Below are 22,848 nucleotides of genomic sequence, written 5' to 3' on the forward strand. Positions count from 1 at the left end.
ATGCAAGAAAATAATAAAGAAAAGGCAGGTAAACCCGGTTTTGGCCAGATAGTGCTCAGCACTCTGGCCGCGGCAATCGGCGTTCAGAGTAACAAGAATCGACAGCGTGATTTTCAAAGCGGTAGCATGGTGAACTATGTTATCGCCGGTATTCTCTTCACCACATTTTTTGTACTGGCATTGGCACTCATTGTGAAAACTGTTCTGGGCAATATGGGCTAAGAGCGTAGTCAGAAATCAAGCGACTACGACTAAAGAAACCGATAGGACTAGTCCGCTGCCTTTGCTAACATCCTAACAAAATGAAGGTAGGAGGCCCGGTAATGCCTAGCTCCGGGCCATTGGGTTACTAGCGGGTAGCAACCCAGAAAACACAGGTGGCAACAAAAATAGCGACTAGAGCCACGGCGGCTATAGCGTCTACAAAATTGTCTTCTTTCGGGGTAACAACTACTTCTTCATTCATCGAATCACTCCGATTGCTCATTATTGTTATGCAAAGTAGATGAGCCGCATGGAACGGCCAGTCAAGTAGAGCAAATCTCCGTTTATCGCGCAAGACGGCATATGCGAGCAATTCCTTTTCCGTTATAACCGTTGGTTACAGATATAGCGGAAAATATTGTTATTTATTGCATAAGAGCGCTGGTATGTTATGCGCCAGCGGAGATTTATCCGGGGCTCGCCCCTTTCTCCACCATCAGCGCACAAAGGCAATGGAATCAAGCTGTTATGTATCGATACGACGACCGGGATCGCGCCATCATCAACGATCGCGTGGCCCAGTTCCGCGGCCAGACGGAACGTTATCTCGCTGGCGAGTTAAGCGAGGAACAATTCCTGCCGCTGCGCCTGCAAAATGGCCTCTATATTCAGCGACTGGCCCCCATGTTACGCATTGCCGTACCTTATGGCCTGCTCAATAGTACCCAGTTGCGCCGCCTCGCTCGTGTGAGCCGCGATTACGACAAGGGTTATGCCCACTTCACCACGCGCCAGAACTTGCAGTACAACTGGCCGCAGCTGGAAGATATACCCGCTATTCTGGCCGAATTGGCCGAAGTGGAAATGCACGCTGTACAAACCAGCGGCAACTGTATTCGCAACACGACTTCAGACCCCTACGCCGGCATTGCCCTCGACGAAATCGCCGACCCACGCCCCTACTGCGAACTTATCCGTCAGTGGTCCACCTTCCATCCTGAGTTCGCCTTCCTACCGCGCAAGTTCAAGATTGCCGTGAGTGGTTCAGAACAGGATCGCGCCGCCATCCGCGTACACGATATCGGCGTACAAATCATCAAGCGCGGCGAGGAAATCGGGTTCCAGGTGCTGGTTGGTGGCGGCCAGGGCCGCACACCGGTTATTGCCGAAACCATTCGTGACTTCCTACCTGAAGAGGACCTGCTGTCCTACCTGGAAGCCATTGTACGCGTATACAATCAATTGGGCCGCCGCGATAACAAATACAAAGCGCGCATTAAAATCCTGGTAAAAGCCCTTGGCCCAGAGGAATTTGGCCGCCGGGTAGAAGAGGAATGGCAGCATATTAAAGATGGTGCAGAGAAGCTGACCCAGGAAGCTTTGCGGTGGGCCAAGTCCTTTTTCACATCACCTGAATACAAAGAGTTTGACAGCGCCAGTACGCAGGACGCGCTACAGCAACAAGCGGATGGCAATAAAGCTTTTGCCCGCTGGCTGGAACGCAATACCTATCCGCATCGGGTACCTGGTTACCGCGCTATCAAGCTATCCACCAAGCCCACTGGGGTACCCCCTGGTGATGTAACCGACAGCCAACTGGACGCCATCGCAGAGCTCGCCGACAACTTCAGCTTTGGTGAGGCCCGTGTCACCCACGACCAGAATGTAGTACTCGCCGATGTGGAGCAAGGCAAGCTGTATGATTTATGGCAGCAGGCGCGTAAGTATGGCTTCGCCACCCCAAATATCGGCACCCTGACCGATATGATTTGCTGCCCCGGTGGTGACTACTGCTCCCTTGCCAACGCCAAATCCATCCCCGTAGCCGAAGCAATCCAACGCCGCTTCGACGATATGGATTACCTATATGACCTGGGCGACCTGAACCTGAATATCTCCGGCTGTATGAATGCCTGTGGCCACCACCATGTGGGGCATATAGGAATTCTTGGGGTCGATAAAAAGGGCGAGGAATTCTATCAAATCCAGCTTGGAGGTAGCGCCTCCAACGAGGCAAGCCTGGCCAAAGTACTGGGCCCGAGCTTTTCCCGCGCAGAAGTCCCTGAAGTGATTGGTAAAATTCTCGACTTTTATGTTGAGCAGCGCCAAGCCGAAGAACCCTTTATCGATACCTATAACCGCATCGGCCTGCAGCCCTTCAAGGAGAGAGTCTATGCCAAAGCCAGCTAAACTGGGCCCGCAGCCGGGCAATCCCGCCGAGCTGATCCTCAATGGCGAGGTTAGCCCCAATGAGTGGCAGCTGATACCCCAAGTTGAAGCTGGCGAAGATTTTGATCTGTCTGCTTTACCCGATGGCAAGGTAATCCTGCCCTTGCGCCAGTGGAAAGATCATCAAGAAGCTCTCGCGGCTCGCCATGATGAAATCGGCGTCTGGCTTGATAGCGAGGAAGGCGCGGAGCTGATTGGTGATGGGGCTGTAGAACTTCCACTGATCGCTATAAATTTTCCTGCTTTCGCCGATGGCCGTGGCTTCACAGCCGGCCGCCTACTGCGCGAGCGGTTTGGCTTTAAAGGCGAATTGCGGGCTGTGGGTGGTTTTATGCGGGATCAGCTTACCTACCTTCAACGCTGTGGCTTTAACGCTTATGCTTTTGAGGGTGAACAGCCCCTTGTCAGCTTAAAAGACTCCCTAAGTGATTTCGGTGACAGCTACCAAACAGGAACAGATCAACCCCTGCCAATGTTCCGTAGGCGCTTCTGAGGCAATATTTTGTAAGATCTGCCCCTGCCATCCAGCGTAGAGGCAGATCACCGCTTCCCATCCTCATTGATTCCCAGGCCACGCAGCACAAATCCCAGGATACCCTCCAACTCAGACTTGCTCCTGCCCGACCGGGACAGGGATGCAGTGCCGTGAAGCAGAGCCACCAGGTATAAAGCCACCTTTTCCGCCTGTCGATCTAAACCCAAGTATTGGGAGTCAGCATCACTCTGAAAGAAACGCACCAGCAAACGCATATTCTCCTCATCAGCCGCTTTTAAGGCCTGTATAGCTGCCTTGGGAAGCCCTTCTCCAGCAGTCTCCGACAGACCCTGGGCCAAATAGCAGCCCTTAGGGGTCTCTTCGGCCAACTGGCCCCTGACGGTTGCAAGGAGGAAACCAGAGATCCTCTGAGTCAGCGTCAGCTTATCGTCACTTAAATAAGCCAAGCGATCTTTGGCATGTTTTTCTAAATATTGGTGTAAAGCCTGCACGAAAAGCGCTTCTTTATTTCCAAAAGCAGAATAAAGACTGGGCTTATTGATCCCCATAGCCCCGGTTAAATCTGCTAAAGATGTCCCCACATATCCCTTCTTCCAGAACACTCGCATCGCAGCATCCAGTGCGCTCGGCTTATCAAACTCAAGTCTGCGCCCCGCCATAGTGAAGTCTCTTCAAAAAACCATTTGACAATATTGTACCGATCAGTACACTTCAATTCAAATCATACCGATCGGTACATATTGAAGATAGTAACCACTCACAGGAGAATCAGGATGGGTATTTCCGTTCAAGGCAAAGTTGCACTGGTCACCGGAGCCAATCGCGGTATTGGCAAATCCATTGTGGAAACCTTTATTGAGGAGGGAGCAAAAAAAGTCTATCTGGCGGTGCGAAACCCCGGGACCACCGCCGAATTCACTAGAAGATACGGTGCTAAGGTAGTCCCCGTGCAACTGGATGTTACAGATGGCAATGGAATAAAAGCACTAGCAAAAGAAATCCAGGACTTGGATATCCTGGTCAACAATGCCGGGGTACTAGCTCCTACGGAACCCCTCGGCGAGCAGGTTGAAGAGTCTCTGCAGCACGAGTTGAATGTAAACCTATTTGGGCTAGTAAGGATTGCCAAGGCCTTTGCACCTCAACTGGAAAAGAACCGCGGCGCACTGGTCCAATTGAATTCTGTCGTATCTCTGCGTGCCTTCACCCAGGTGAGCACCTATTCCGCCTCCAAGGCCGCAAGCTACGCAATAACTCAAGCCCTTCGAGAAACACTTGGAGAGCGTGGAGTACAAGTACTCAGCGTGCATCCAGGCCCAATAGAAACCGATATGGCCAAGCAGGCAGGATTGGAGGAGGGAGAGGCTCCCAGTACTGTAGCCAAAGGCATTGTTGAGTCCCTCGCAAACGGGGACTTTCACCTATTCCCAGACCCTATGGCTAAGATGTTTGAGGCCGCCTATCAAGGATTCTCAGATACGATTGTCACTGCAGATTTCAGTGAATAATTGTCAAGCAAAATTAGCTAAACATTGATAACCGAATAACCCGCGATGTTTAATGACTAGCGCCTGCTATTATCAACACATCGCGGGTTTCAGCATGCAAATGTCTTAACAAATTAGAATGGATGGCACTACTAACTACAGTGTCAATATTGATTGGACAGCCGCAGTAGCTTCCTTCTCATCGGCATCGCGATGCAAGGTAAAAGAACGATATTGATCGCCTCGCAGACCAAATCTACGATCAACTTCTGCCAAGCAGTGCACCATTCCCCCCTCCAGAATAAAAGAAAGTTCAATTTCTTTTGAACTAAGAAGACCTGAATTCTTAAACTCAATCTCCTGGTAACATCCAGATTTTGAAGAAAAGTTCCCTCCCCTCAGGTACCCCTTCTCGACATCCGCTTTCACCATGCTAAATCCACCCTGCTCTATCGCCGCGATCACCTTTTCGACAACAGGTAAGGGCCGTACTTGCAGAAGATCTCTATCCTTAGGATCGAGCGCAAAATCAATATCTAACACGGTCTCTAACCAAACCCGACATTGGTTCTTGCGCGTGTTAAGTGCGGTTACCGGAGTTTCGTCATTCAATTTAAGCTCAAAGGGTAACTGCTTGGATTCATTAGCATTGATCAAAAATGGTTCCAGAGCCTGAATTTGATCCAGGACAAATTGCTGGTAACTAACGCCGTTATCATTTTCAATTTTCACCTCAGTACAGAGTTTCAAATTGATAGCATCAATCTGTTGTTCCACGTCTCCACCGGCGATATGAATGTTTCCTTTAAGGACACCGCCTTGAAGTATGCTGCTACTTTCCAATACTGTATCAACCTTTGCGGCACCAATACCCAAAGAGGCCTTTAACTTTTGAAACATGAACTTCCCCAAAACACTGACAAGTTAGAATTGATACTGAGTATTAACATGGCCTAAATACTTGGTCACAGCCCCTAATTGCACATCATTATCAGAGGCAACCCAATAATCCGATTCTGCTGAAGCATATCCTTACTCGAGATATTTCTCAATTATTGCTGTTTGCCAATCATTAACATTGCAAGACCCGCCCCCAAAACTGAAAAAAATCATATTATGAAGCGTCCATCAACCCTATTTTTAAACTTAGATCGATATATTGAAGAAAATCGCTGGGCTAAAATTATCATTTTTTATCGTCAATCTTCCCCCCTACCGATAAAGCGCCCCAAAGATCTGATTAGCCCCACTTTTCAACCCAACTTGCCACTAAGGCCTCAAAAATTCCACCTTTGGCATAGGGACATTTCTTAGTAGTTTTACCTTGATCACCTCAACTAAAATTGCATGTATGCCCACTGCCAAACTACGGAGTACCTGCAACTCATAGTCTGTATCCCATAATAATATAGACCGAATATTCAGGGCCCCAGTCTAACGGCTATTAATGTGAGCGATGTATATATGTTGGAGTATGCTTCAATAACCTGAAGGAATAATTATTGATTATTATTTTTAAATCTTTATAAGAAACAGATATTAAAATTTATCTCAAATCTTACGTTATTTTTCTATATAACAGAGAACACCTAAAAGCAACTTTCACCAGAAGACGAAAACTAACACTTACTCGGCGCCACCTTCCGAGGGTCGTGCAGTTTCGGTGGGCTGGCATTGCCGCCGTGTTGCTTCAACCAGTTGCAGGCGTTAATGATGTCATCTGCCAGGCCATGTATTGCATTCAGATTAAGGTGTGGGCGCACCACTATTCGCAAGGTATTTACTGATTGGGCGTTTGGCGGCATCGAATAAGCTGACAGAACCCAACCCCGCTCACGGACCTTATCTGAAATATCATACTCATTAAAATTGGTAATCTTATTATTCAGAGTCATCGCCACTACCGGGATACGCTGAGTCTTGTTCATAATCTCAAAGTAGCCACTCTCAACTAAACGATTACGTAAAGTCTGAGCGTTATCCAAAGTATGCTGCATAATATCCTGGTAACCCTTAAAACCGAGACGAATAAAGTTGTAATACTGGTAGGCAACAGTGGAGGCATTGCGACTAAAGTTCAATGTGGCAGTAGGCATCTCACCACCCAAATAGTTTACATAAAACATCAAGTCCTCATCAAAAACAGCACGCTCTCTAAAAATTATCCAACCTAAACCTGGCGGCACTAAGCCAAATTTATGACCGGACGCGTTGATAGATTTAACTCTCGGCAGGCGAAAATCCCAGTGGTAATTCGGATATAAAAACGGGTTCACAAATCCACCGGATGCAGCATCAATATGCATAGGGATATCATGGCCAGTAGTTTCCTGATAACTATCTAACCAATTATGGATCGCACGGAAGGAATCATCCTCACCGGTAAATGTCTGCCCCGCAATAGCCACCACTGCTATTGTATTCTCATCTACTAACGTATCCAGGTGTTCACTGGTAAAACGGTAATGTCCAGGCTTAAGCGGGGCAATGCGTGGCTCTACATCAAAATAGCGCATAAATTTTTCCCACACAATTTGTACATTGGCACCTGTGACCAAGTTAGGCCTGCCCCCATCTTTACCTGTTTTCTCTCGCCTCTTACGCCAGCGCCATTTATGGGCCAGACCCGCCAACATACAAGCTTCTGAAGAGCCTATTGTCGCTGCACCATAGGGTTCTACATTCTTCGGGCCATTCCAAAGTTCGTGCAACCAGCGCACCATCCGTGCTTCCATAGCAAAAAGCTGGGGATACATATCATGATCGATATAATTTTTGAGATAGTGCTTTTTTGCCACTTCAAAAGCTTCGGGCTCGGTAAAGGTGGTGACAAAGGACGACAGGTTCATAGCCGGTTTGGCGTCAGACCAGGTTTCACTGGTTACAATGGATTCGGCGGCATAAGCACAAATACTGTCACGGGGAAAGTGATCTTCAGGAATATCCTCATTGTACTCATCAAAAAACAGGTCGAACGGAGACTTCTCTCTCATAGCCAACCTCCTTGCCATTAATCTGCATCAATGAAAGGCCGCTGCATATCCCCCTCTTTATACCAAGAGGGTTTTTACATATGGATGTTTTGCAACAACATAGCAGTAGAAACCAAAATGCCACCAGGCACCAAGGCAACATAGACCCTGTGACCAGCTACAACCAGCTGTTTAGGAAGGAAAAGGAGCTAGCAAATGAGAGCACCCTGCTTTTGGGTAAGACGCAATATGATATTACCTGATTCGATATTTAGCCGGTGGTTACATAAGCCGCCAGCTAAACATTCTTAAAGTGGCTTAGCCAGGAACGCCATGTTTGGTATAGATATCAAAACGTCCTGACTTACCCTCAAGCGAGAGCGTGGGCTTTTTTTCACCCAGATGCGGAGCCTGCTTCGGGCGCTTGACCACGGTACGGTAATAACAGGCCTTAAGCGCGGGCTCAAGTAAAGCATCCGCATCTTCGTCTGCTCCTACCAAATAGTGGAAAGCCACCATCTCTTTTTTTACTTTGGCACTTTTGCCCCGTGGCGGGAACATTGGGTCCAGGAAGACAACAGGCCAGGAACCTTCCGCTTGCTGTGCCAGCCAGTCAGCAGAAGAGTCTTTTCGATCAGTAAGGGACAATCGCTCAGCCACCAATATCAACTCTGGATCAAGGACTGCAGCTTCCTGCAGCCTCCTCAAGCCATCTTGCAGCAACAAATACACCACTGGGTTACGCTCTAACATCAGGACTTCACAGCCCAATGATGCCAAAACAAAGGCATCACGTCCGAGCCCTGCGGTCGCATCCAAAACACGGGGGTGAAAACCAGGCCGTATACCAACAGCTTTAGCGACTGGCTGCGCTTTACCGCCACCATATTTACGCCTGTGCGCCATAGCCCCACCAACAAAGTCCACAACCACTGGTCCCGGTGCTTTTTTTCCCGTCGCGCACAACTGTAGTTGCTCACCGCAACGTAGCACCTGCGGAAAATCACAAATTTCTGTGGGATCTTCAACACCCAGGCAGGGAAGGTCAAGTTGGTTGGAAAGTTGCTCAGCAGCGGCAAGGTAATCTTTGGCCGCCGCGATAATGGCCAATGCTGGACTCACCACTACTCCTAAAAATCGTTAGATGGTGCGTGATGCTACCCCGGATTTTCCAACCATTCCAGAGCTTCAGACTTCTCATTCGAGTTAAACGGGCGGACTTCTGCGCTGATAAAATGACAAACCAAATGCGGCATAAAACTTAAAACAGGGTTGTCGGACACCACCGCAATTTTTTGTATGTGTTTATGGTGATCGTGCACAAAACGAAAATGAGTAATCATCGCGACGAAATTTTCCCATCCAGCAAAATCCTCTGCGTCGATCATTAGTCCTTCTATTCTGCCCTGTTCCCTGATCACCGGATCTACTTGTGACGCCAGCTGATGGAAATCTTCTGCAGAAAACTTTCCCTTGGGGCGAATTTCTAGGATTTTGTGTCCCTGACACCATTTGTGCTCAATCATTCTGTTAAAATAGCTTTGGGCCGCCTAAACAGGCGACCCTCACCGATCTCCTAGTTCCTACTTTCTGTTCTATCTATTGCTGGGGCTGGCCAGAATTACTTTCCACTCCCTCATCAGTGCCCGTGTCGGTATCACCGGGATTACTTTCCATATTTTCAGCACCCTCTACTGCTTGCTGGGCTTCACTGGAGGCTTCATCAACAGCTTCACCAGCGGGGCTTGCCGTGCTCGGCTCTTCCTGTGGGGTTGAATCATCAGGATTGCCACTAGCAGTCTCTGCATCTGCTTCCCCAGGCTCCGGGGTTGGTCCGCCGCTCGAGGGAACTGAGCCAGAGCTAGTAGAAGCGCTACCCCCAGGAGGTGTGGGATCTGTCTGATCGGATTCCTGTGGCACCTGGGTATCGGGGTTACCCATGCCATCAGGTGGTGTGGTGGTGCCGTTAGGCGAAGAAGAATCACTACCACTGCCGCTACCCGACGGCGTGGAGTTATCGTTCATTTGCTCGCTCTTTGGCTGATCCATTGAGTCATAGGCTTCTTTGGCCTTGTGTTCGCCACTGCGAGACATAAAGTATCCGATGATCAGTAACAAAATGATCAATGGAATCAATAGCTTCTTCATACGTCGACCTCTCGACCCCAAGCGGTTTCTGGAAAACACTTATTGCAAGGCCGGCTAAGCGCCTGGGCTTTTGGGCCCACGGCAGTGAGCACTATAGGCTTGCCTCACACTGCATCCCTGCGGCAATAATAGCTGGCCCTAAGGCCTTTTGACGCCAGCGCCAAGTAATTCAACGCATATCGACTAAAAGAAGATGACGCCAATACTGATAAGAATAACTCGGCATTGGCGTACTTCAAGGAGGTAACCTCCACTTGGAGAGTTTGGATTGCTGTAAATAGCAGGCAACTTACAACCAACAGTTCTATTCAACAAAATTAGATCAACAAAGTTACTGGTGGCGCTCTTAAAGCACCTATCCTCGGGTGGTGAATTCATTGAGCTCTGCTAAGAGCTCCTCTGCATCAGATTCCACCACTGCGGCATCGCAGCTGCGCAGTTGTAGCCGTCCATAACTATCCAGACTGGCAAAGATCAAATAACGCTCCCCTTTCTCAAGCTTGGTATCGCAAAACTCCAGCCCCAAACGAAATGTGATTTGATCTGCCACAGCCCCCTTCCATATCTGTTCAGGAACAGCCGAATAAACATAGCCTGAAATTGCTGTGACACCCGGCTCTGAGAGAGCGCTGTCTACATCCCTATGAATTCCTATAACCTCCACCTGAGCTACCACCGCCGCTTCGGTAAAACGCATCTCCAGGTTGGTAGTAGGCACACCCAATACTCCTTCTTCTGCATGTCCCAAATGAGGCATCAAATTGAGGAAAATTAAGACAAATCCCAGGGAGAGCGTTATTAGGGTGGCTTGACGGGACACAGGCTTTCTCCATTATTCGTATTGTCACTACTGTAGAAATAGCACAACCCGGAAGAACCCTATTTTGATTTTAAACTTTCAGCAAAAAATTATGAAAAAAGCGTTTACCGGTCAGTATTCATGGGTTTCACCTGACAGGGAAGCCCGGTCATCTCAACCAATGAATTATATGAAGCATGCCGGGCTATTAGTGTCAAGGCTTGTCTTCCACGCAAAACATGAGTAAGCACACGCGACAAGGCAATTAGAGCCCCATTAATGGCTACTGGAAATATTGAAGATAATTGGCCGCCTTTACAGGCAGCCTAACCCAATACTTCTATAGAAAATCACTTCAGCTGAAGTTCAATGATCACTATAAGTTAAACGATAAATCTTATGGGCAAAATCATCTGAAATCAGCACACTGCCATCAGGCATCTCCAGGAAGGCCACCGGGCGTCCAAAAGTCGTTTCATCCCGCATAAAACCAGTAATCACAGGTTTATAGTTGGTGATTCTATTCTCTTCTACAGTAGCTAACATCACACGATAACCCGACTTCTTGCTTCGATTCCAGGAGCCGTGTTCCGCAACCAAAAGGTTTTTCCTGTAATCATCAGGAAATTGATTGCCAAGGTAAAAGTGTATTCCCAGAGGTGCGACGTGGGCACCCAAATTTAGTACTGGTGCGGAATAATCACTAACCCTCCTATCTTGACCAAATTCAGGGTCTGCAATATCAGCGCCATGAAAATAGGGGTAACCAAAATGCTCTCCTTCGTAGCTTACCCTATTAATTTCACAAGGCGGGATATCATCTCCCATCATATCCCTGCCATTATCACTGAACCACAACTCATTTGTCTGCGGGTGAAAATCAAAACCCACAGTATTTCTCACTCCATTAGCTATTACTTTTGTTTCCTTTGAAGCCAGATCTAAAGAAAATATCTTGGAATAGCGTTTATCTGCATCACAAATATTACATGGCGCACCAACAGGAACTATTAAATTACCCTTTTTATCAAAACGTAAGAATTTCCAACCGTGATGCCTATCAGACGGGAACTGATCATAAACCACTTCAGATTTTGGCTTATCAAGATTTTCATCTATCTCAGGAAAACGAATAATTTTATTAATATCGGCCACATACAAATCGCCATTTTTATAGGCAATCCCTGTCGGCGCTCTTAAGTTTTCCATGAGCAACCAACGCCGATCTGCTTTTCCATCGTTATTTGTATCTTTGAAAGCATATATCTTTTTGGCACTGAAAGAGCCAGAAAAAACAGTACCTGACTCAGAAAGTGCCAGTTGTCGTGCAGTCTCTACATCTTCGGCAAAGTAACTAAGTTCAAAGCCATCCGGCACCTTTAGTTGTTCAAGGGTAATCTCAGCTTGCACTACTGATGAGAGCAATAAACTAATTAGCAGTATTTTTTTCATGGGACGCAGTCAACAGACAAAATGCTATCTTAGCTTTAGATGCACTTTTTGACTAACCAATAAAGACTGTATGAGACAGAAACCTGCGAGAATAAGTTAAGCGACCTAAAAGAAACTCTTTAAAAGCCCTATCGCCCCCCCTTTACGAATGGCTGTTGCCACCAGCTATGGTTTGCTACCGGCACTATTAGCCCTGAGTTTACTAACCCTGCCTGAAAGTAAGGTCAATGATTAAACAAACATAAGGGTAGAAGAGCAACCCTGCCACATCTGTAAAGGAGGATTGATACTGAGGAGGTCAAAAGGGATTAATTAGGACCGCAGCGCCTACGACTATTCAGTTAGGCGCTGCGAGTGTCACTCTAGAGGCAACTAAGCCTCATGCCGCTTATAGCGGCAACAGCTCGAGCTCTACACGACGGTTAGCTTGGCGGCCTGATTCAGAGTCATTACTAGCCAGCGGATAACGCTCACCATAACCGACAGCCTGTACACGACCGTAGGCAACACCGCTATTACTGAAGAAGCTAGCTACCGAATTAGCGCGCTGCTCACTCAAGGACTGGTTGTAAACGTCAGAGCCAGTGCTGTCAGTATGGCCACTAACACGGATGGCTGTCTTATCAAACTCCTGTAAAACAACAGTCACAGATTCCAGAGTATCGTAAAAGTCAGTTCGAATATCGGAGCGGTTGGTACCAAATGTGATATTGCCAGGCATGATCAGACGGATGTTATCGCCCTCACGCTGAACACGAACACCACTGCCCTCCAGGCGCTGTCGCAAAGCCATTTCCTGGCGATCCATATAATAGCCAATGCCACCGCCAATGGCTGCGCCACCCAAGGCCCCGGTGAGAGCCCCTTTCTTACGGTCTTTCTTACTCGCAGTTGCCGCACCGACAATTGCACCAGCTACAGCGCCAATTCCTGCCCCTTTGGCGGCATTACTGGTTTTACTCTCACCGGTGTATGGGTCCAAAGTGGAACAACCCACCAGTGAGCCCATTGCAAGAATTGCTACCCAATGTTTCATTATTGGTTCTCCTAACGCACTTTTAATAAACGGGTATTGGGATGCACTGAGCCCAGTGCTCCTGCACAGTCCCTACAGTATTCAGCACGCTAGCTGACCGGCGGCTGAATCGACCCTACGAAATATTGTGAAGGCTAAGATAAACTGATCATCAGTTCTATTGACCAGTCCCCATTGCGCATCATCGATTACTGCGACGACGATGCACTAGCGTGCAGTTTCGCCACTAGAGAAGTGTTTACCCCCTTCTTCCACAAAATCTGTGGATAACTCTGTGCATTAATCGACAAAGGTCAGCGCCACATGGCGTAATCCCTTGCCTATAGCATTTTGCACATTTTTTAAACTCTTGAGTTTTGCCAATAAAAACAACAGGTTAGATAAAGCAAAATTTTTAATGTACCGGCTGTTTTAGTGTATACAGGTAGTTGTCAGCAGCATGTTTGCATGTGGAAAAGTTTGTCAATACCTCCAGCACCAGAGGACAAACTTTTTTTAGACGCATTTGTGCTTACTCCCACAACTCAATGGCACGACTTTAATCATTCACATCTACAAGCTATCCCCTGCTAATAATGTGGCGGCTTCTCATCTTGCTGCTTTGCTCCACCCTGCATTTCGAAAGTTATCGCACTGTACTTTTCTCCCAGCTCACGAATGCGTGCAATCAGGTTCCGGATATCCAAATCCTGGCGGGCAATAACGTCATTAAGTTGAGCGATAGTATCCTCCTGGAAAGCGAGACGGCTCTCCAGCTCATCAATACGCTCAACCAGCTTTAAAATTTCATCACTCATCACAGCAGCCCGTATAAGGTTTCCACCAACCCTACCGCGCGCCGGTCCATAAACAAACTCTGCCCCAGCCTTGTTGTGACATACCCCAATCCCAAGCCACATTCAGGATCGGCGAATCCGACACTGCCACCGGCACCCGGATGACCAAAGCCTTCAGGACCACCAAAACGCAAATCCGCAGCGTTACTGCTGCGAATAAAACCACAACCAAAACTCACTTCGGCCTGTAGCACTTTATCTCGGCCGCAACTTTGCTCCCGTGCAGCCTCTTTTACCCATTCTATTGGTAAAGTTTCGGGGTTGTCCTTTGACAGATCGCCGTACACTGCTGCCAGGTCTCGCGCACTGAAATGTCCATTGGCAGCGGGAATCAATGCTCCGCGCCACTCGGAGCTGTTGGTTCCCATCATCAGGCTAACGGGATTGCTAAACGCCATTGAAACCGGACCCTTGCGATCTTCTTTTATTGCACGACCAATAGCATTTTCACGCAACTCTGGAAGCGGCTGTTTGAGGGGGCTGACATCAGCTATACGCTGGGATTTGTGTCCATTAGCGCCAAAGCCCCCATCGAGATCGAGGGGTTTGGCTAACATTTCCCGATAAAGTTCCAATAAGGGCTTTTGCGCTACCCGCTCGATCACCCCACCCAAGCTCCAGCCGTACAAAAAAGGGGCGTAGCCCTGCTGAGTTCCAGGAGCCCACCAAGGCTCAGTACGAGCCACTTCATCACATGCCGCTTGCCAGTCATAAATCAGGCTATCCTTTACCCGCCCACGGAAGGCAACCAAACCACTACGGTGGCAAAGTAATTGGCGTGCCGTGACACTGTCCTTACCTCGGGCAAATTCCGGCCAGTAGTCTGCCACAGGGCGGTCCAGATCCAGGTTACCAGCAGCTACTTGTTGCATAGCAAGCAGTGCGAGTATGCCCTTACTGGAAGAAAATACATTGGCTAGAGTATCTTCTGTAAAAGGGCGTTCGGCATCCCTATCAGCGCTACCGGCCCATAAGGAACAGATCAATTCTCCATGCTGGCGCACCGCAAAGGCCGCGCCGGTATCCCCACACTCGCGAAAATTTTTGGCGAAAGCATCATAAAGTGCCTCAAACCCAGGGGCGCAAAGGCCATATATTTCCATGTATCTATGTCCAGATAATTCGGGTAACTCTATTGGAAGCCCGCAAGGTTAATTTCTTCCCCTCTCTGGCGCAAATCGGTAGTATTGCGCGTCTATCGCGAGGGACAGTTATGACTCAAGAAATCGCCATCCAGGATCAAATTCAGGGCAACCACTGCTTTGGTTGTGGCCCGGACAACGACCAAGGGCTGCGTATCAAGAGCTATTGGAGTGGCCAGAATCAAACCCGCTGTGAGTTTACTCCCAGCCCGTTTCACAATGCTGGTCCAGCAAAGTATTTGAATGGTGGTATTATCGCCACAGTGATTGATTGCCATACTATTTGTACGGCTATCGCTGATGGCTATGTACAGGCCGGGCGCGATGTTGGTACTGGGGAGAAAATCTGGTACGCAACCGGTAAGCTCGATATCAAATACCTGGCTCCAGCAATGATTGATAAACCACTAATCCTCGAAGCCTCTATTGTCGGACGCGGCCCCAAAAAAACCGTATTACACTGTAGCCTTACCAGCGATGGCCGTTTATGCGCCAAGGCTGAGGTTGTGGCAGTACGTGTTCCAGGTGACTGGTAGCCACTCCCAACAAGAAAAATACTTTCTGATGAATTTTTAGCTCAGGTCACATGGACTCAGGGGTGACCCTATCTCTCGGAGCTTCTACCCCTCTCTGCTCAAAAAGCAGGCAGGCCTGATGAGCTGACAATTTTCAAACTTCAGGTACCTCCTCCGTATCCTCCAGCCTGTGGCCACAAAACTTACAGTATTCCGCATCGGGATCATGGGCGCTGCGACTGCAGTTGTGGCAAGCCAGCTGGGTACGCTCGCGATTCATCTCTCCCGCCAACTCCGCGGTCAAAATCCCTGTGGGAACTGCAATGATTGAGTAACCTATCAACATCGTCATCGCCGCAATTGCCTGCCCAAGTGGTGTCTGTGGCGAAATATCCCCATAGCCTACAGTCGTAATGGTGACAATTGCCCAATACACGCTGGTGGGAATACTGGTAAAACCATGACCAGGCCCCTCTACTACAAACATCAGGGAGCCAAAGATAATACACATTACAAATACGCTAGAGTAGAACACCAGAATTTTTCGCCGCGCAAGCCCCAAAGCACGCAACAAAATATTGGCATCCCTCAGGTAGCGAACCAGCTTAAGTATCCTGAAAATACGCAGCACCCGCAGTAAGCGGATCACCAGCAAATAGGTTGCACCGGTATAGAGCAGGGCCAGATAACTCGGCAGGATTGCGAGTAGATCGACAATTCCATAGAAGCTGAAAATATATTTACGGCGATTCACCGAACAATAAATTCGTGCGAAGTACTCTATGGTAAACAACCCGGTAAAGACCCACTCCAGACCGATGAGCAGCGAACCGTAACGATCCGCTACAGCTCCAATCGAAGCCAGTAAAACCAGGGACACACTGATCAAAATCGCCCAGATCAAGAAAACATCAAAGTTGCGTCCGGCGGGAGTATCTGTACCGAAGATCACCTCATTGAGCAGTTTTCGACGTCCTGTTAACGCCATCTATCACCTCAACCACTTGCTGCTATCAATTTTCGGCGGAATTCTAACCTTTAGGAGGAACTTGGTCGCCTCTAATTTTCACCGGGCCCACTGCCGGTCAGCTGGGTCCCCTTTGACTTCTTCCACACCTCGGGCACAATCGCGCTCCGACCAAAAATCACAATTGTTTATCGGGGAGCCCTCAGCCATGGCCAAGGAAAATCGTCTCGTCTATTCCACCGATCGCGGCCGTATAAAAGAAGAACCCTCTGCAGAAAAGCGCCATGAGGGGGATGGCATAGTACGTATCCACAGGGAGACCAAGGGACGCAAGGGTAAAGGGGTGACCTGCGTGCGCGGGATCGCAGGTACTGATCGTGAATTGAAATTACTGCTGGCAGAATTGAAGAAACGCTGTGGCTGCGGTGGTGCCTTGAAAGACGGTGTGATTGAAATCCAAGGCGACAAGCGCCCGGAAATCAAGACCCTTCTCGAGTCCAAGAACTATAAGGTCAAGCTGGCCGGGGGTTAAACGGTTCGCAACAGGCGAAGTGGACTCAGCTGCAGCTGCCTTTCCCGCTCCAGACAGCGTCTCAACAAGGCTGCCAACTGTACCTGATAATACTCCAGAATCACCGATCGGGCATATTTACAACGAGACTCCATTGACCGCACAGCTGCCAATGCCTCTTGGTGTTGCTGCGGCAATACCTGTAGGGTTTCACGCTTAGCCTTGATACATAGGGCACTACCAAGACCCTGCGATCTCAATAACTCAGAAGATTCTACTGTAGCGAAAGTCGCATCCAATTCCCGAGCACTCAAGGCCAGATATTTCTGCACCAGCTCCCGTTCTGACAGGTTTTGCGATAGATGCCGGGCAAATAACCCCAAACTGGCACTAAACCCGGCAAGCCGCTCCAGATGAGGCTCTAGGGAATCGTATGCAGAAAGATGGCGCAGTTGGTTGCGCGCCTCTTGGCGTTCCTTCGCCGGCATGGTTACCAGAGCCAGACACAAGCGTTGGTAAAACGCGGTATAGATATGCTGCAGCTGCTTTTCACTCTCTTCCAATTCGGATCGTTTCAGCGCAGCCAACTCTTGAGCCGATGCAAGACTGCCACTTTTTAGTGAGTAATCCTGGGGGTCGATACGCAACTTGTTCCTAATCATTGCCGCACCCAGCTGCATTGTTGCCATACGAGTTCGCAACATCCGGCTACGCTCGCGCACCTCACCCAAATCAACCAACTTGCCTCGCAACCAATCGACAATGGCCTGCAGATCCATCTCCTGCATTTCTTTAGATGCTGGTCGACTCAACGGCAGCAAAGAAAACGGAGGAAGACGATTAAAGTACTCTTCCAAAGTCTGCACTGCCTCGTCTACCTCACGGCTGGAACAGAGCAAGCGGCGATTTTCTACTACTTGGCAATCAGCCCCAGCGCTGGAAGCAGTGCAGGCCATTGCCAATTCAGTAAAATTGGCGAATAGCTCCGGCATAGAGACTTCCCATTTGATACGAGAGCCCAGGTCACGCCGGCTTACCACCTCAATACGCTCTAAATCCGCCGCCTCACACACATCCCAGGGATCACTTGCCTGCCCCATGGCTAGCTCTATAGCCTTACAGGTTTCTTGGTCCAGATTCTCAAACGTCCAGGCTATCGCAGTAGGGATATTTTCAAATCGTTGACCCAGGGCAGCGGCCTCACGGGCGGTCTCTGAGACAATCAAATCCGCGTGCACCAGTCGGTGCCACCTTTCGGCAAACCCCGGAAACACCTGACTACCAATCAAATCTGCCGCCCACAGATCAGCACGTGACTCTAGGTAACGGGCACTACTACGGGTAATGAATCGGTGCAGGTTTTCGAGACGCTCCACTAAAGGCAATAAAAAGTGGCCACAGATGACCAGCATGCGATGAAAGGGTTTCTGGAAAATACTGGGCTCTCCACTTGTACACAGGACACTGCGTTCGTTCTCTAGAGCCCACTGAACTAACTCAAGGCGGCGCAAACCATCCAAAACCAACCAAGCCAATAATCCGGTTAGTTTCCCCTGGTAGATACCAATTCCACGGCCCACCAAAGCTAGGGCCTCACTGCCACGTAGAGCCGTCACGCTGGCGAGCCCCAAATGAAGTGGTAATTGCTGGCGTATTACCTCGGAAAGTGTGGGTGAGCTGAAAATCTGGGCGTTGGGACTTAGAACAATCTCATTCACTTTCGGCAGACTGGTTCTTCGGGAAAGCTGTTCAAATAAACGCAGAAGGTCCTTACCTTGGGCTCGATCAAGGGGTATCTCACCGAGTTTGGCCCAAGCACTTCTCGGAAACCACAGGTAGGGCGCAGCCAGGAGCAGAAAAAGAAAACCACACACAGCAATCGCAATCAAACTGGATACAATAACGCTGCCATTCAAATCGCCCTGCCATACTGCAAGCGGAATCTGCCAGAGGGCAAAACCGACCCCATACAAACACAGGCCAGCAACTGTCAAAAAAATAGCGGGCAGCACTATTGCCGGCAAAAAACCCAATAAAGCTCTGCCAACACCGGAGGGCACAGTAACTTTCTTATCACTGATAATTTGCTCTATTCCCTTTGAGGGTTCTAAGGTCCTTGAGCCCTCCGATTGCACAGCAGCTTTAGGGGACTGACTGTACTCTGGTGGTACCCCTGGGCCGCTGCCAATAATGCTATTTTTGTTGAAGGACCTCCCCTTGGCTGTCTGGGCTTTGCGCCTCTGCGCTACCTTAATACGGGCAATTAACTGCTGATTATCAAATTTTCCTGCAGGGCAGACCTCCACTCTCAAACCAATTTTGTGAAGACCGGCGCGATACTCCAAGGCACGGGCAGATTCCAGCTGATCTCTGATAACCCACCCTTTCAATAGAAACCTTCGAGCTTGGGCTTCTGGGATTGAAAACAGCTTCGTAGCATCCCGCACCACTTGATCCGAATCTTTGGCGTGAAGTGTCCTTCCAGTGGAAACTACCTGGTAAAGTTCCTGGCTCGCCATTCCCCTCTCCTGTCACCTAGTGACACATATTGTCACATTCTTTACATCTTGCGCGCAGGGTAAAAGATTCAAGAGAAAACGGGTGCGCACCAGTTCTCAGGAAACCATTCAAGGTTACATAATTGGCAAGAAAGGAGGCAAAGTGCACAGTTTTTCGTGCGCCTCGCAGTTTTTCTGTGGTCAGGGAGTAAAGATATGAAAGGTCCGATCAGCCAATTCAGGAATTGTCAGCCCCCTATCCCTGGGTTCGAACCAGCTATAAGTGTGGCTTAGTGCGCCAACTAAAAGCCGCCGCACAAGTGCCGGGTCATCACCAGGGCATTTGGCCGCAACAATTGCATCCAACCAGATCCGCTCATACTCTTCGCGCAGCTGCAATACCTCTTCCTGGCTCTCCTCAGACAAGCTGCGCCACTCCATTACCAGAATGGAAAATCCTGGTACGGCTTGTTCGTGGATAGCCTCGAGCTCAGACTGTATGCAAGCCCGCAACTTTTCCTGCGGACAGCCCGCACTCTCTGCAGCACTACGCATTCGAGCACTGGCAAATATGGTGACCTCTTTCATTACCGCGCAGAGAATCTGCTCTTTACTGGCAAAATGGTGAAAAATACTGCCAGAAAGTATGCCAACTTCCGCAGCTAGATCACGCACTGTGGTGCGGGCAAATCCCCTTTGCTCGAACAGACGCGCAGCGGCATTCAGTAAACGTCCGCGGGGAGAGGCAGGGTCAGTTAGCATACCCTGCTCTACCAGAGTACCAATTAATTCTTGTGGTGACAGTTGAGTCGGCACCTCCACCAGCACTTGCGCACTCTCTCGCACGTATCTCTCCAAAATTTTTTCGGGTAATTAACCCGGAATATTAGCGGCCCAATGAATTTCAAATCAAATAGACGCCAGCTATTGAATACCAAGCGCTTGCTTGGTAGCGTTAAGCTATTCTGCGTTTTCTCACACGCAGGCGCAAGCGCCAACAAGAACAATAAAAACTGAATAAGCCGTGAGGCCGTAAAAAAGGAAACTTTCATGCGCTATCAAAGCCAGCTGCGCTCAGGCAGCTTTAGCGAGCAAACCTATATCGTCACCGGCGGCGGCAGCGGTATTGGCCGCTGTATCGCCCACGAATTGGCCAGCCTCGGCGCCCATGCAGTATTGATCGGGCGCAAACTGGACAAGCTGGAAAGGGTTGCCGGTGAAATCAATAACGATTGTGGCGAGTGCAGTTTGTTCAGCCTGGATATTCGCGATGAAGACGGAGTGCAGGAGACAGTGGGGCAAATAGTCCAGGCCCGGGGCCAAATTCACGGATTGGTGAACAATGCCGGTGGCCAGTTCCCCTCCCCCCTTGAGCAGATCAACACAAGAGGTTTCAATGCCGTTGTACGCAGCAACCTGCTCGGTGGCTTTTTAATGTCCCGAGAAGTTTTTGTGCAGTCGATGAAACAGCACGGCGGCAGTATCGTAAATATCACCGCAGATAACGCCGGCGGCATGCCAATGATGGGCCATTCCGGTGCCGCCCGCGCGGGCATGGAAAATATTACCGAAACCTCCGCATTGGAGTGGGCACCTTTTGGCGTTCGAGTTAACGCCGTGGCGCCAGGCTATATTCTCTCCAGCGGCTTTGATACTTACGACCCCAAATTCCTGCGCGAGCTACTACCGGGCTTCCGAGACAGCATTCCCCTCTACCGATTGGGAGAAGAAGCAGAAGTTAGTGGGGCAGTGTGCTTCCTACTTTCCGATGCCGCCAGCTATATCACCGGACAAACGCTGCGTATCGATGGTGGCTCAAGTCTCAAGCATCACTCCCCCCTTTGGCAGCCACAAGCCGCCAACAACTCCAAGCGCTTTAATGGATTCCACCGCAAACGCCGGCCCCAAGTTGTGGAAGAGCTGGAAGCGGAGGGTAAGCTCTAATGCAGCCGATTGATTCCCAGCTCGACAACCGCTCGGCAGAGTTCAATGACAACCAAGCTGCCATGCTCGAGCAGATCAACCAGTTTCGTGAAGCTGAGCAACGTCCGGTTCAAGCTGAAAAAAGTAAGGCTGCCCGCTATCGTGATCGGGGCTGGCTGCTGCCAAGGGAGCGCCTCAATTTACTGCTCGACCCCGGCGCACCTTTTGTAGAGCTGTGCTCCCTCGCCGGCTATAAATTGTTTGACGACCAGGATGGTACCGGTGCTGGTGGCGGAGCCATTTGTGGTATTGGCCAGATCAGCGGGCAACGTTGCATGGTTCGAGTGGATAACTATGCCGTAAAAGGTGGCACCATCTCACCAGCCGGGATGGATAAAGCCCTGCGAATGCAGCGGATCGCTCTGGAAAATCATTTACCAATAGTCGCCCTGGCGCAAAGTGGTGGCGCCAATCTGATGTACGCCAGCGACACTTTTGCTCCCGGTGGGCGGGGTTTTGCCAACCAGGCGCGAATGTCCGCCGCCGGTATTCCGCAAGTTACTGTGGTACACGGCGGCGCTACTGCCGGCGGCGCCTACCAGCCGGGCCTGTCAGATTATGTCGTTATGGTGCGCAGGCAAACCGGCATGTACCTGGCTGGGCCGCCGCTGCTGAAAGCTGCCACCGGTGAAATTGCCGATGCGGAAAGCCTCGGCGGAGCAGAAATGCACTGTACCGAGTCCGGCAGTGGCGATTACTTAGCAGAGAACGACGCCGATGGTATTCGCATAGCAAGAGAGATTGTCGCCGCCCTACCCTCACCAATAAAAAATTCAGTAGATAAAGATTACCGAGACCCACTGCACCCTATCGACGACCTGCTCGGCCTGATTCCAGCAGACAGCAAAAAGCCCTACGACGTGCGCGAAATACTGGCTCGTATCGCCGACAGCTCCGCCATGCTGGATTTCAAGCCGGAATTCGATCGACAAACCGTGTGCGGCCATATTCGTATCGAAGGCTTCCCTGTGGGAATTATTGGGAATAACGGCCCGATCACCCCCAAGGGCGCCAACAAGGCCGCGCAGTTTATTCAGTTGTGCGAACAGAGTGGCACGCCACTGCTGTTTTTGCATAACACCACCGGGTTTATGGTGGGTACCGAGGTGGAGCGCAACGGCATCATCAAGCACGGCGCCAAAATGATTCAGGCCGTGGCCAATGCCAGCGTACCAAAACTCAGCATTGTCGTAGGTGGCTCCTATGGGGCCGGCAACTACGCCATGTGTGGCCGCGGATTCGACCCCCGCTTTATTTTTGCCTGGCCCAATTCCCGCACTGCCGTTATGGGCGCAGCCCAGGCCGGCAAGGTAATGCGCATCGTCACCGAGCAAAAAATGCAACGCAGCGGCAATGTCGATGAGGCGGTATTAGACAAATTGGAAAACGACACCAGCGCATTTATGCAGGGCAATTCCGATGCTCTCGCCTGCAGTGCGCGCCTCTGGGATGACGGCATTATCGATCCCCGCGATACGCGCAAACTTTTAGGCATGTTGCTAGAAATTTGCAATGAGGCCGAGCAGAGAAAACTCAACAAAAATACCTTTGGCGTAGCTAGGTTTTAACGAAA

General features: G+C 49.7%; 22 protein-coding genes. 8 read left to right on the forward strand and 14 right to left on the reverse strand.

The genetic code is table 11. From position 1 onward, the window contains the following. From ACJJIP_RS11615 to ACJJIP_RS11625, 3 genes are all read left to right on the forward strand, one after another. A complete protein-coding gene (locus ACJJIP_RS11615; protein WP_020415128.1) occupies nt 1-222 on the forward strand; it encodes a DUF2970 domain-containing protein in 222 nt (73 codons plus the stop codon). Between the two features lie 510 nt (nt 223-732). After that, complete coding sequence (locus tag ACJJIP_RS11620; protein ID WP_444945170.1) at nt 733-2,394, forward strand: nitrite/sulfite reductase; 1,662 nt, start codon at nt 733-735, stop codon at nt 2,392-2,394. Further along, entirely contained in the window at nt 2,378-2,926 is a 549-nt protein-coding gene (locus tag ACJJIP_RS11625) for a DUF934 domain-containing protein (RefSeq protein ID WP_444945171.1), read from the forward strand. The genes ACJJIP_RS11620 and ACJJIP_RS11625 overlap by 17 nt, the downstream gene beginning before the upstream one ends. Before the next feature lie 47 nt (nt 2,927-2,973). On the opposite strand, the gene ACJJIP_RS11630 is transcribed toward ACJJIP_RS11625, so the two are convergent. Further along, on the reverse strand, nt 2,974-3,588 hold the full coding sequence (locus ACJJIP_RS11630) for a TetR/AcrR family transcriptional regulator (RefSeq protein WP_444945172.1): 615 nt from the start codon (nt 3,586-3,588) through the stop codon (nt 2,974-2,976). A gap of 114 nt (nt 3,589-3,702) precedes the next feature. Here ACJJIP_RS11630 and ACJJIP_RS11635 point away from each other — a divergent pair, with 114 nt between their 5' ends. Further along, nucleotides 3,703-4,437, forward strand: coding sequence for an SDR family oxidoreductase (locus ACJJIP_RS11635; RefSeq protein WP_444945173.1), 735 nt, complete (start codon nt 3,703-3,705; stop codon nt 4,435-4,437). 135 nt (nt 4,438-4,572) lie between these two features. Here ACJJIP_RS11635 and ACJJIP_RS11640 read toward each other — a convergent pair whose 3' ends face one another. The 10 genes from ACJJIP_RS11640 to ACJJIP_RS11685 form a co-directional block, all read right to left on the reverse strand. Beyond that, nucleotides 4,573-5,316 carry a sporulation protein gene (locus ACJJIP_RS11640; RefSeq protein WP_020415122.1) on the reverse strand — a complete coding sequence of 248 codons (744 nt, stop codon included), beginning with the start codon at nt 5,314-5,316 and terminating at the stop codon, nt 4,573-4,575. A 719-nt stretch (nt 5,317-6,035) separates the two neighbouring features. Continuing rightward, nucleotides 6,036-7,409 (reverse strand): glutamate decarboxylase, encoded by a 1,374-nt coding sequence (gene gad, locus ACJJIP_RS11645; RefSeq protein WP_353375235.1) that lies wholly within the window; start codon nt 7,407-7,409, stop codon nt 6,036-6,038. 297 nt (nt 7,410-7,706) lie between these two features. Beyond that, nucleotides 7,707-8,510: a class I SAM-dependent methyltransferase gene (locus ACJJIP_RS11650; protein WP_020415119.1), complete on the reverse strand. Its 804-nt coding sequence runs from the start codon at nt 8,508-8,510 to the stop codon at nt 7,707-7,709. Nucleotides 8,511-8,545: 35 nt separating this feature from the next. Beyond that, entirely contained in the window at nt 8,546-8,914 is a 369-nt protein-coding gene (locus tag ACJJIP_RS11655) for a SpoIIAA family protein (RefSeq protein ID WP_020415118.1), read from the reverse strand. A gap of 73 nt (nt 8,915-8,987) precedes the next feature. After that, nucleotides 8,988-9,536, reverse strand: a complete 549-nt coding sequence (locus ACJJIP_RS11660; protein ID WP_444945174.1) for a hypothetical protein — start codon at nt 9,534-9,536, stop codon at nt 8,988-8,990. A gap of 355 nt (nt 9,537-9,891) precedes the next feature. Further along, nucleotides 9,892-10,356: a hypothetical protein gene (locus ACJJIP_RS11665; RefSeq protein WP_020415116.1), complete on the reverse strand. Its 465-nt coding sequence runs from the start codon at nt 10,354-10,356 to the stop codon at nt 9,892-9,894. Between the two features lie 345 nt (nt 10,357-10,701). After that, a complete protein-coding gene (locus tag ACJJIP_RS11670; protein ID WP_444945175.1) occupies nt 10,702-11,787 on the reverse strand; it encodes a PQQ-dependent sugar dehydrogenase in 1,086 nt (361 codons plus the stop codon). A gap of 388 nt (nt 11,788-12,175) precedes the next feature. After that, nucleotides 12,176-12,823, reverse strand: coding sequence for a YiaD family glycine zipper/OmpA-like lipoprotein (locus tag ACJJIP_RS11675; protein WP_020415114.1), 648 nt, complete (start codon nt 12,821-12,823; stop codon nt 12,176-12,178). 569 nt (nt 12,824-13,392) lie between these two features. After that, nucleotides 13,393-13,620: a SlyX family protein gene (locus ACJJIP_RS11680; RefSeq protein WP_444945176.1), complete on the reverse strand. Its 228-nt coding sequence runs from the start codon at nt 13,618-13,620 to the stop codon at nt 13,393-13,395. Next, on the reverse strand, nt 13,620-14,762 hold the full coding sequence (locus tag ACJJIP_RS11685; RefSeq protein WP_020415112.1) for a serine hydrolase domain-containing protein: 1,143 nt from the start codon (nt 14,760-14,762) through the stop codon (nt 13,620-13,622). Before ACJJIP_RS11685 ends, ACJJIP_RS11680 begins: the two co-directional genes overlap by 1 nt. Nucleotides 14,763-14,872: 110 nt before the next feature. Between ACJJIP_RS11685 and ACJJIP_RS11690 the strand changes: the two genes are divergently transcribed. Next, nucleotides 14,873-15,337 carry a PaaI family thioesterase gene (locus tag ACJJIP_RS11690; RefSeq protein ID WP_353375231.1) on the forward strand — a complete coding sequence of 155 codons (465 nt, stop codon included), beginning with the start codon at nt 14,873-14,875 and terminating at the stop codon, nt 15,335-15,337. 133 nt (nt 15,338-15,470) lie between these two features. Here the strand turns inward: ACJJIP_RS11690 and ACJJIP_RS11695 are convergent, their stop codons facing one another. Further along, nucleotides 15,471-16,304 (reverse strand): ion transporter, encoded by an 834-nt coding sequence (locus ACJJIP_RS11695; RefSeq protein WP_282950818.1) that lies wholly within the window; start codon nt 16,302-16,304, stop codon nt 15,471-15,473. Nucleotides 16,305-16,491: 187 nt separating this feature from the next. Here ACJJIP_RS11695 and yciH point away from each other — a divergent pair, with 187 nt between their 5' ends. After that, a complete protein-coding gene (gene yciH / locus ACJJIP_RS11700; protein ID WP_353375230.1) occupies nt 16,492-16,815 on the forward strand; it encodes a stress response translation initiation inhibitor YciH in 324 nt (107 codons plus the stop codon). Here the strand turns inward: yciH and ACJJIP_RS11705 are convergent. Continuing rightward, nucleotides 16,812-19,313 (reverse strand): hypothetical protein, encoded by a 2,502-nt coding sequence (locus tag ACJJIP_RS11705; protein WP_444945177.1) that lies wholly within the window; start codon nt 19,311-19,313, stop codon nt 16,812-16,814. The genes yciH and ACJJIP_RS11705 overlap by 4 nt on opposite strands. 180 nt (nt 19,314-19,493) lie before the next feature. Beyond that, on the reverse strand, nt 19,494-20,138 hold the full coding sequence (locus tag ACJJIP_RS11710; protein WP_282950821.1) for a TetR/AcrR family transcriptional regulator: 645 nt from the start codon (nt 20,136-20,138) through the stop codon (nt 19,494-19,496). Between the two features lie 204 nt (nt 20,139-20,342). Between ACJJIP_RS11710 and ACJJIP_RS11715 the strand changes: the two genes are divergently transcribed. Together ACJJIP_RS11715 and ACJJIP_RS11720 are read left to right on the forward strand one after the other, a co-directional pair. Continuing rightward, nucleotides 20,343-21,236 carry an SDR family oxidoreductase gene (locus tag ACJJIP_RS11715; protein ID WP_444945178.1) on the forward strand — a complete coding sequence of 298 codons (894 nt, stop codon included), beginning with the start codon at nt 20,343-20,345 and terminating at the stop codon, nt 21,234-21,236. Beyond that, nucleotides 21,236-22,843: an acyl-CoA carboxylase subunit beta gene (locus ACJJIP_RS11720; protein ID WP_444945179.1), complete on the forward strand. Its 1,608-nt coding sequence runs from the start codon at nt 21,236-21,238 to the stop codon at nt 22,841-22,843. Before ACJJIP_RS11715 ends, ACJJIP_RS11720 begins: the two co-directional genes overlap by 1 nt. Nucleotides 22,844-22,848: the final 5 nt, after the last annotated feature.

It is taken from the genome of Microbulbifer variabilis (genome assembly GCF_052467165.1).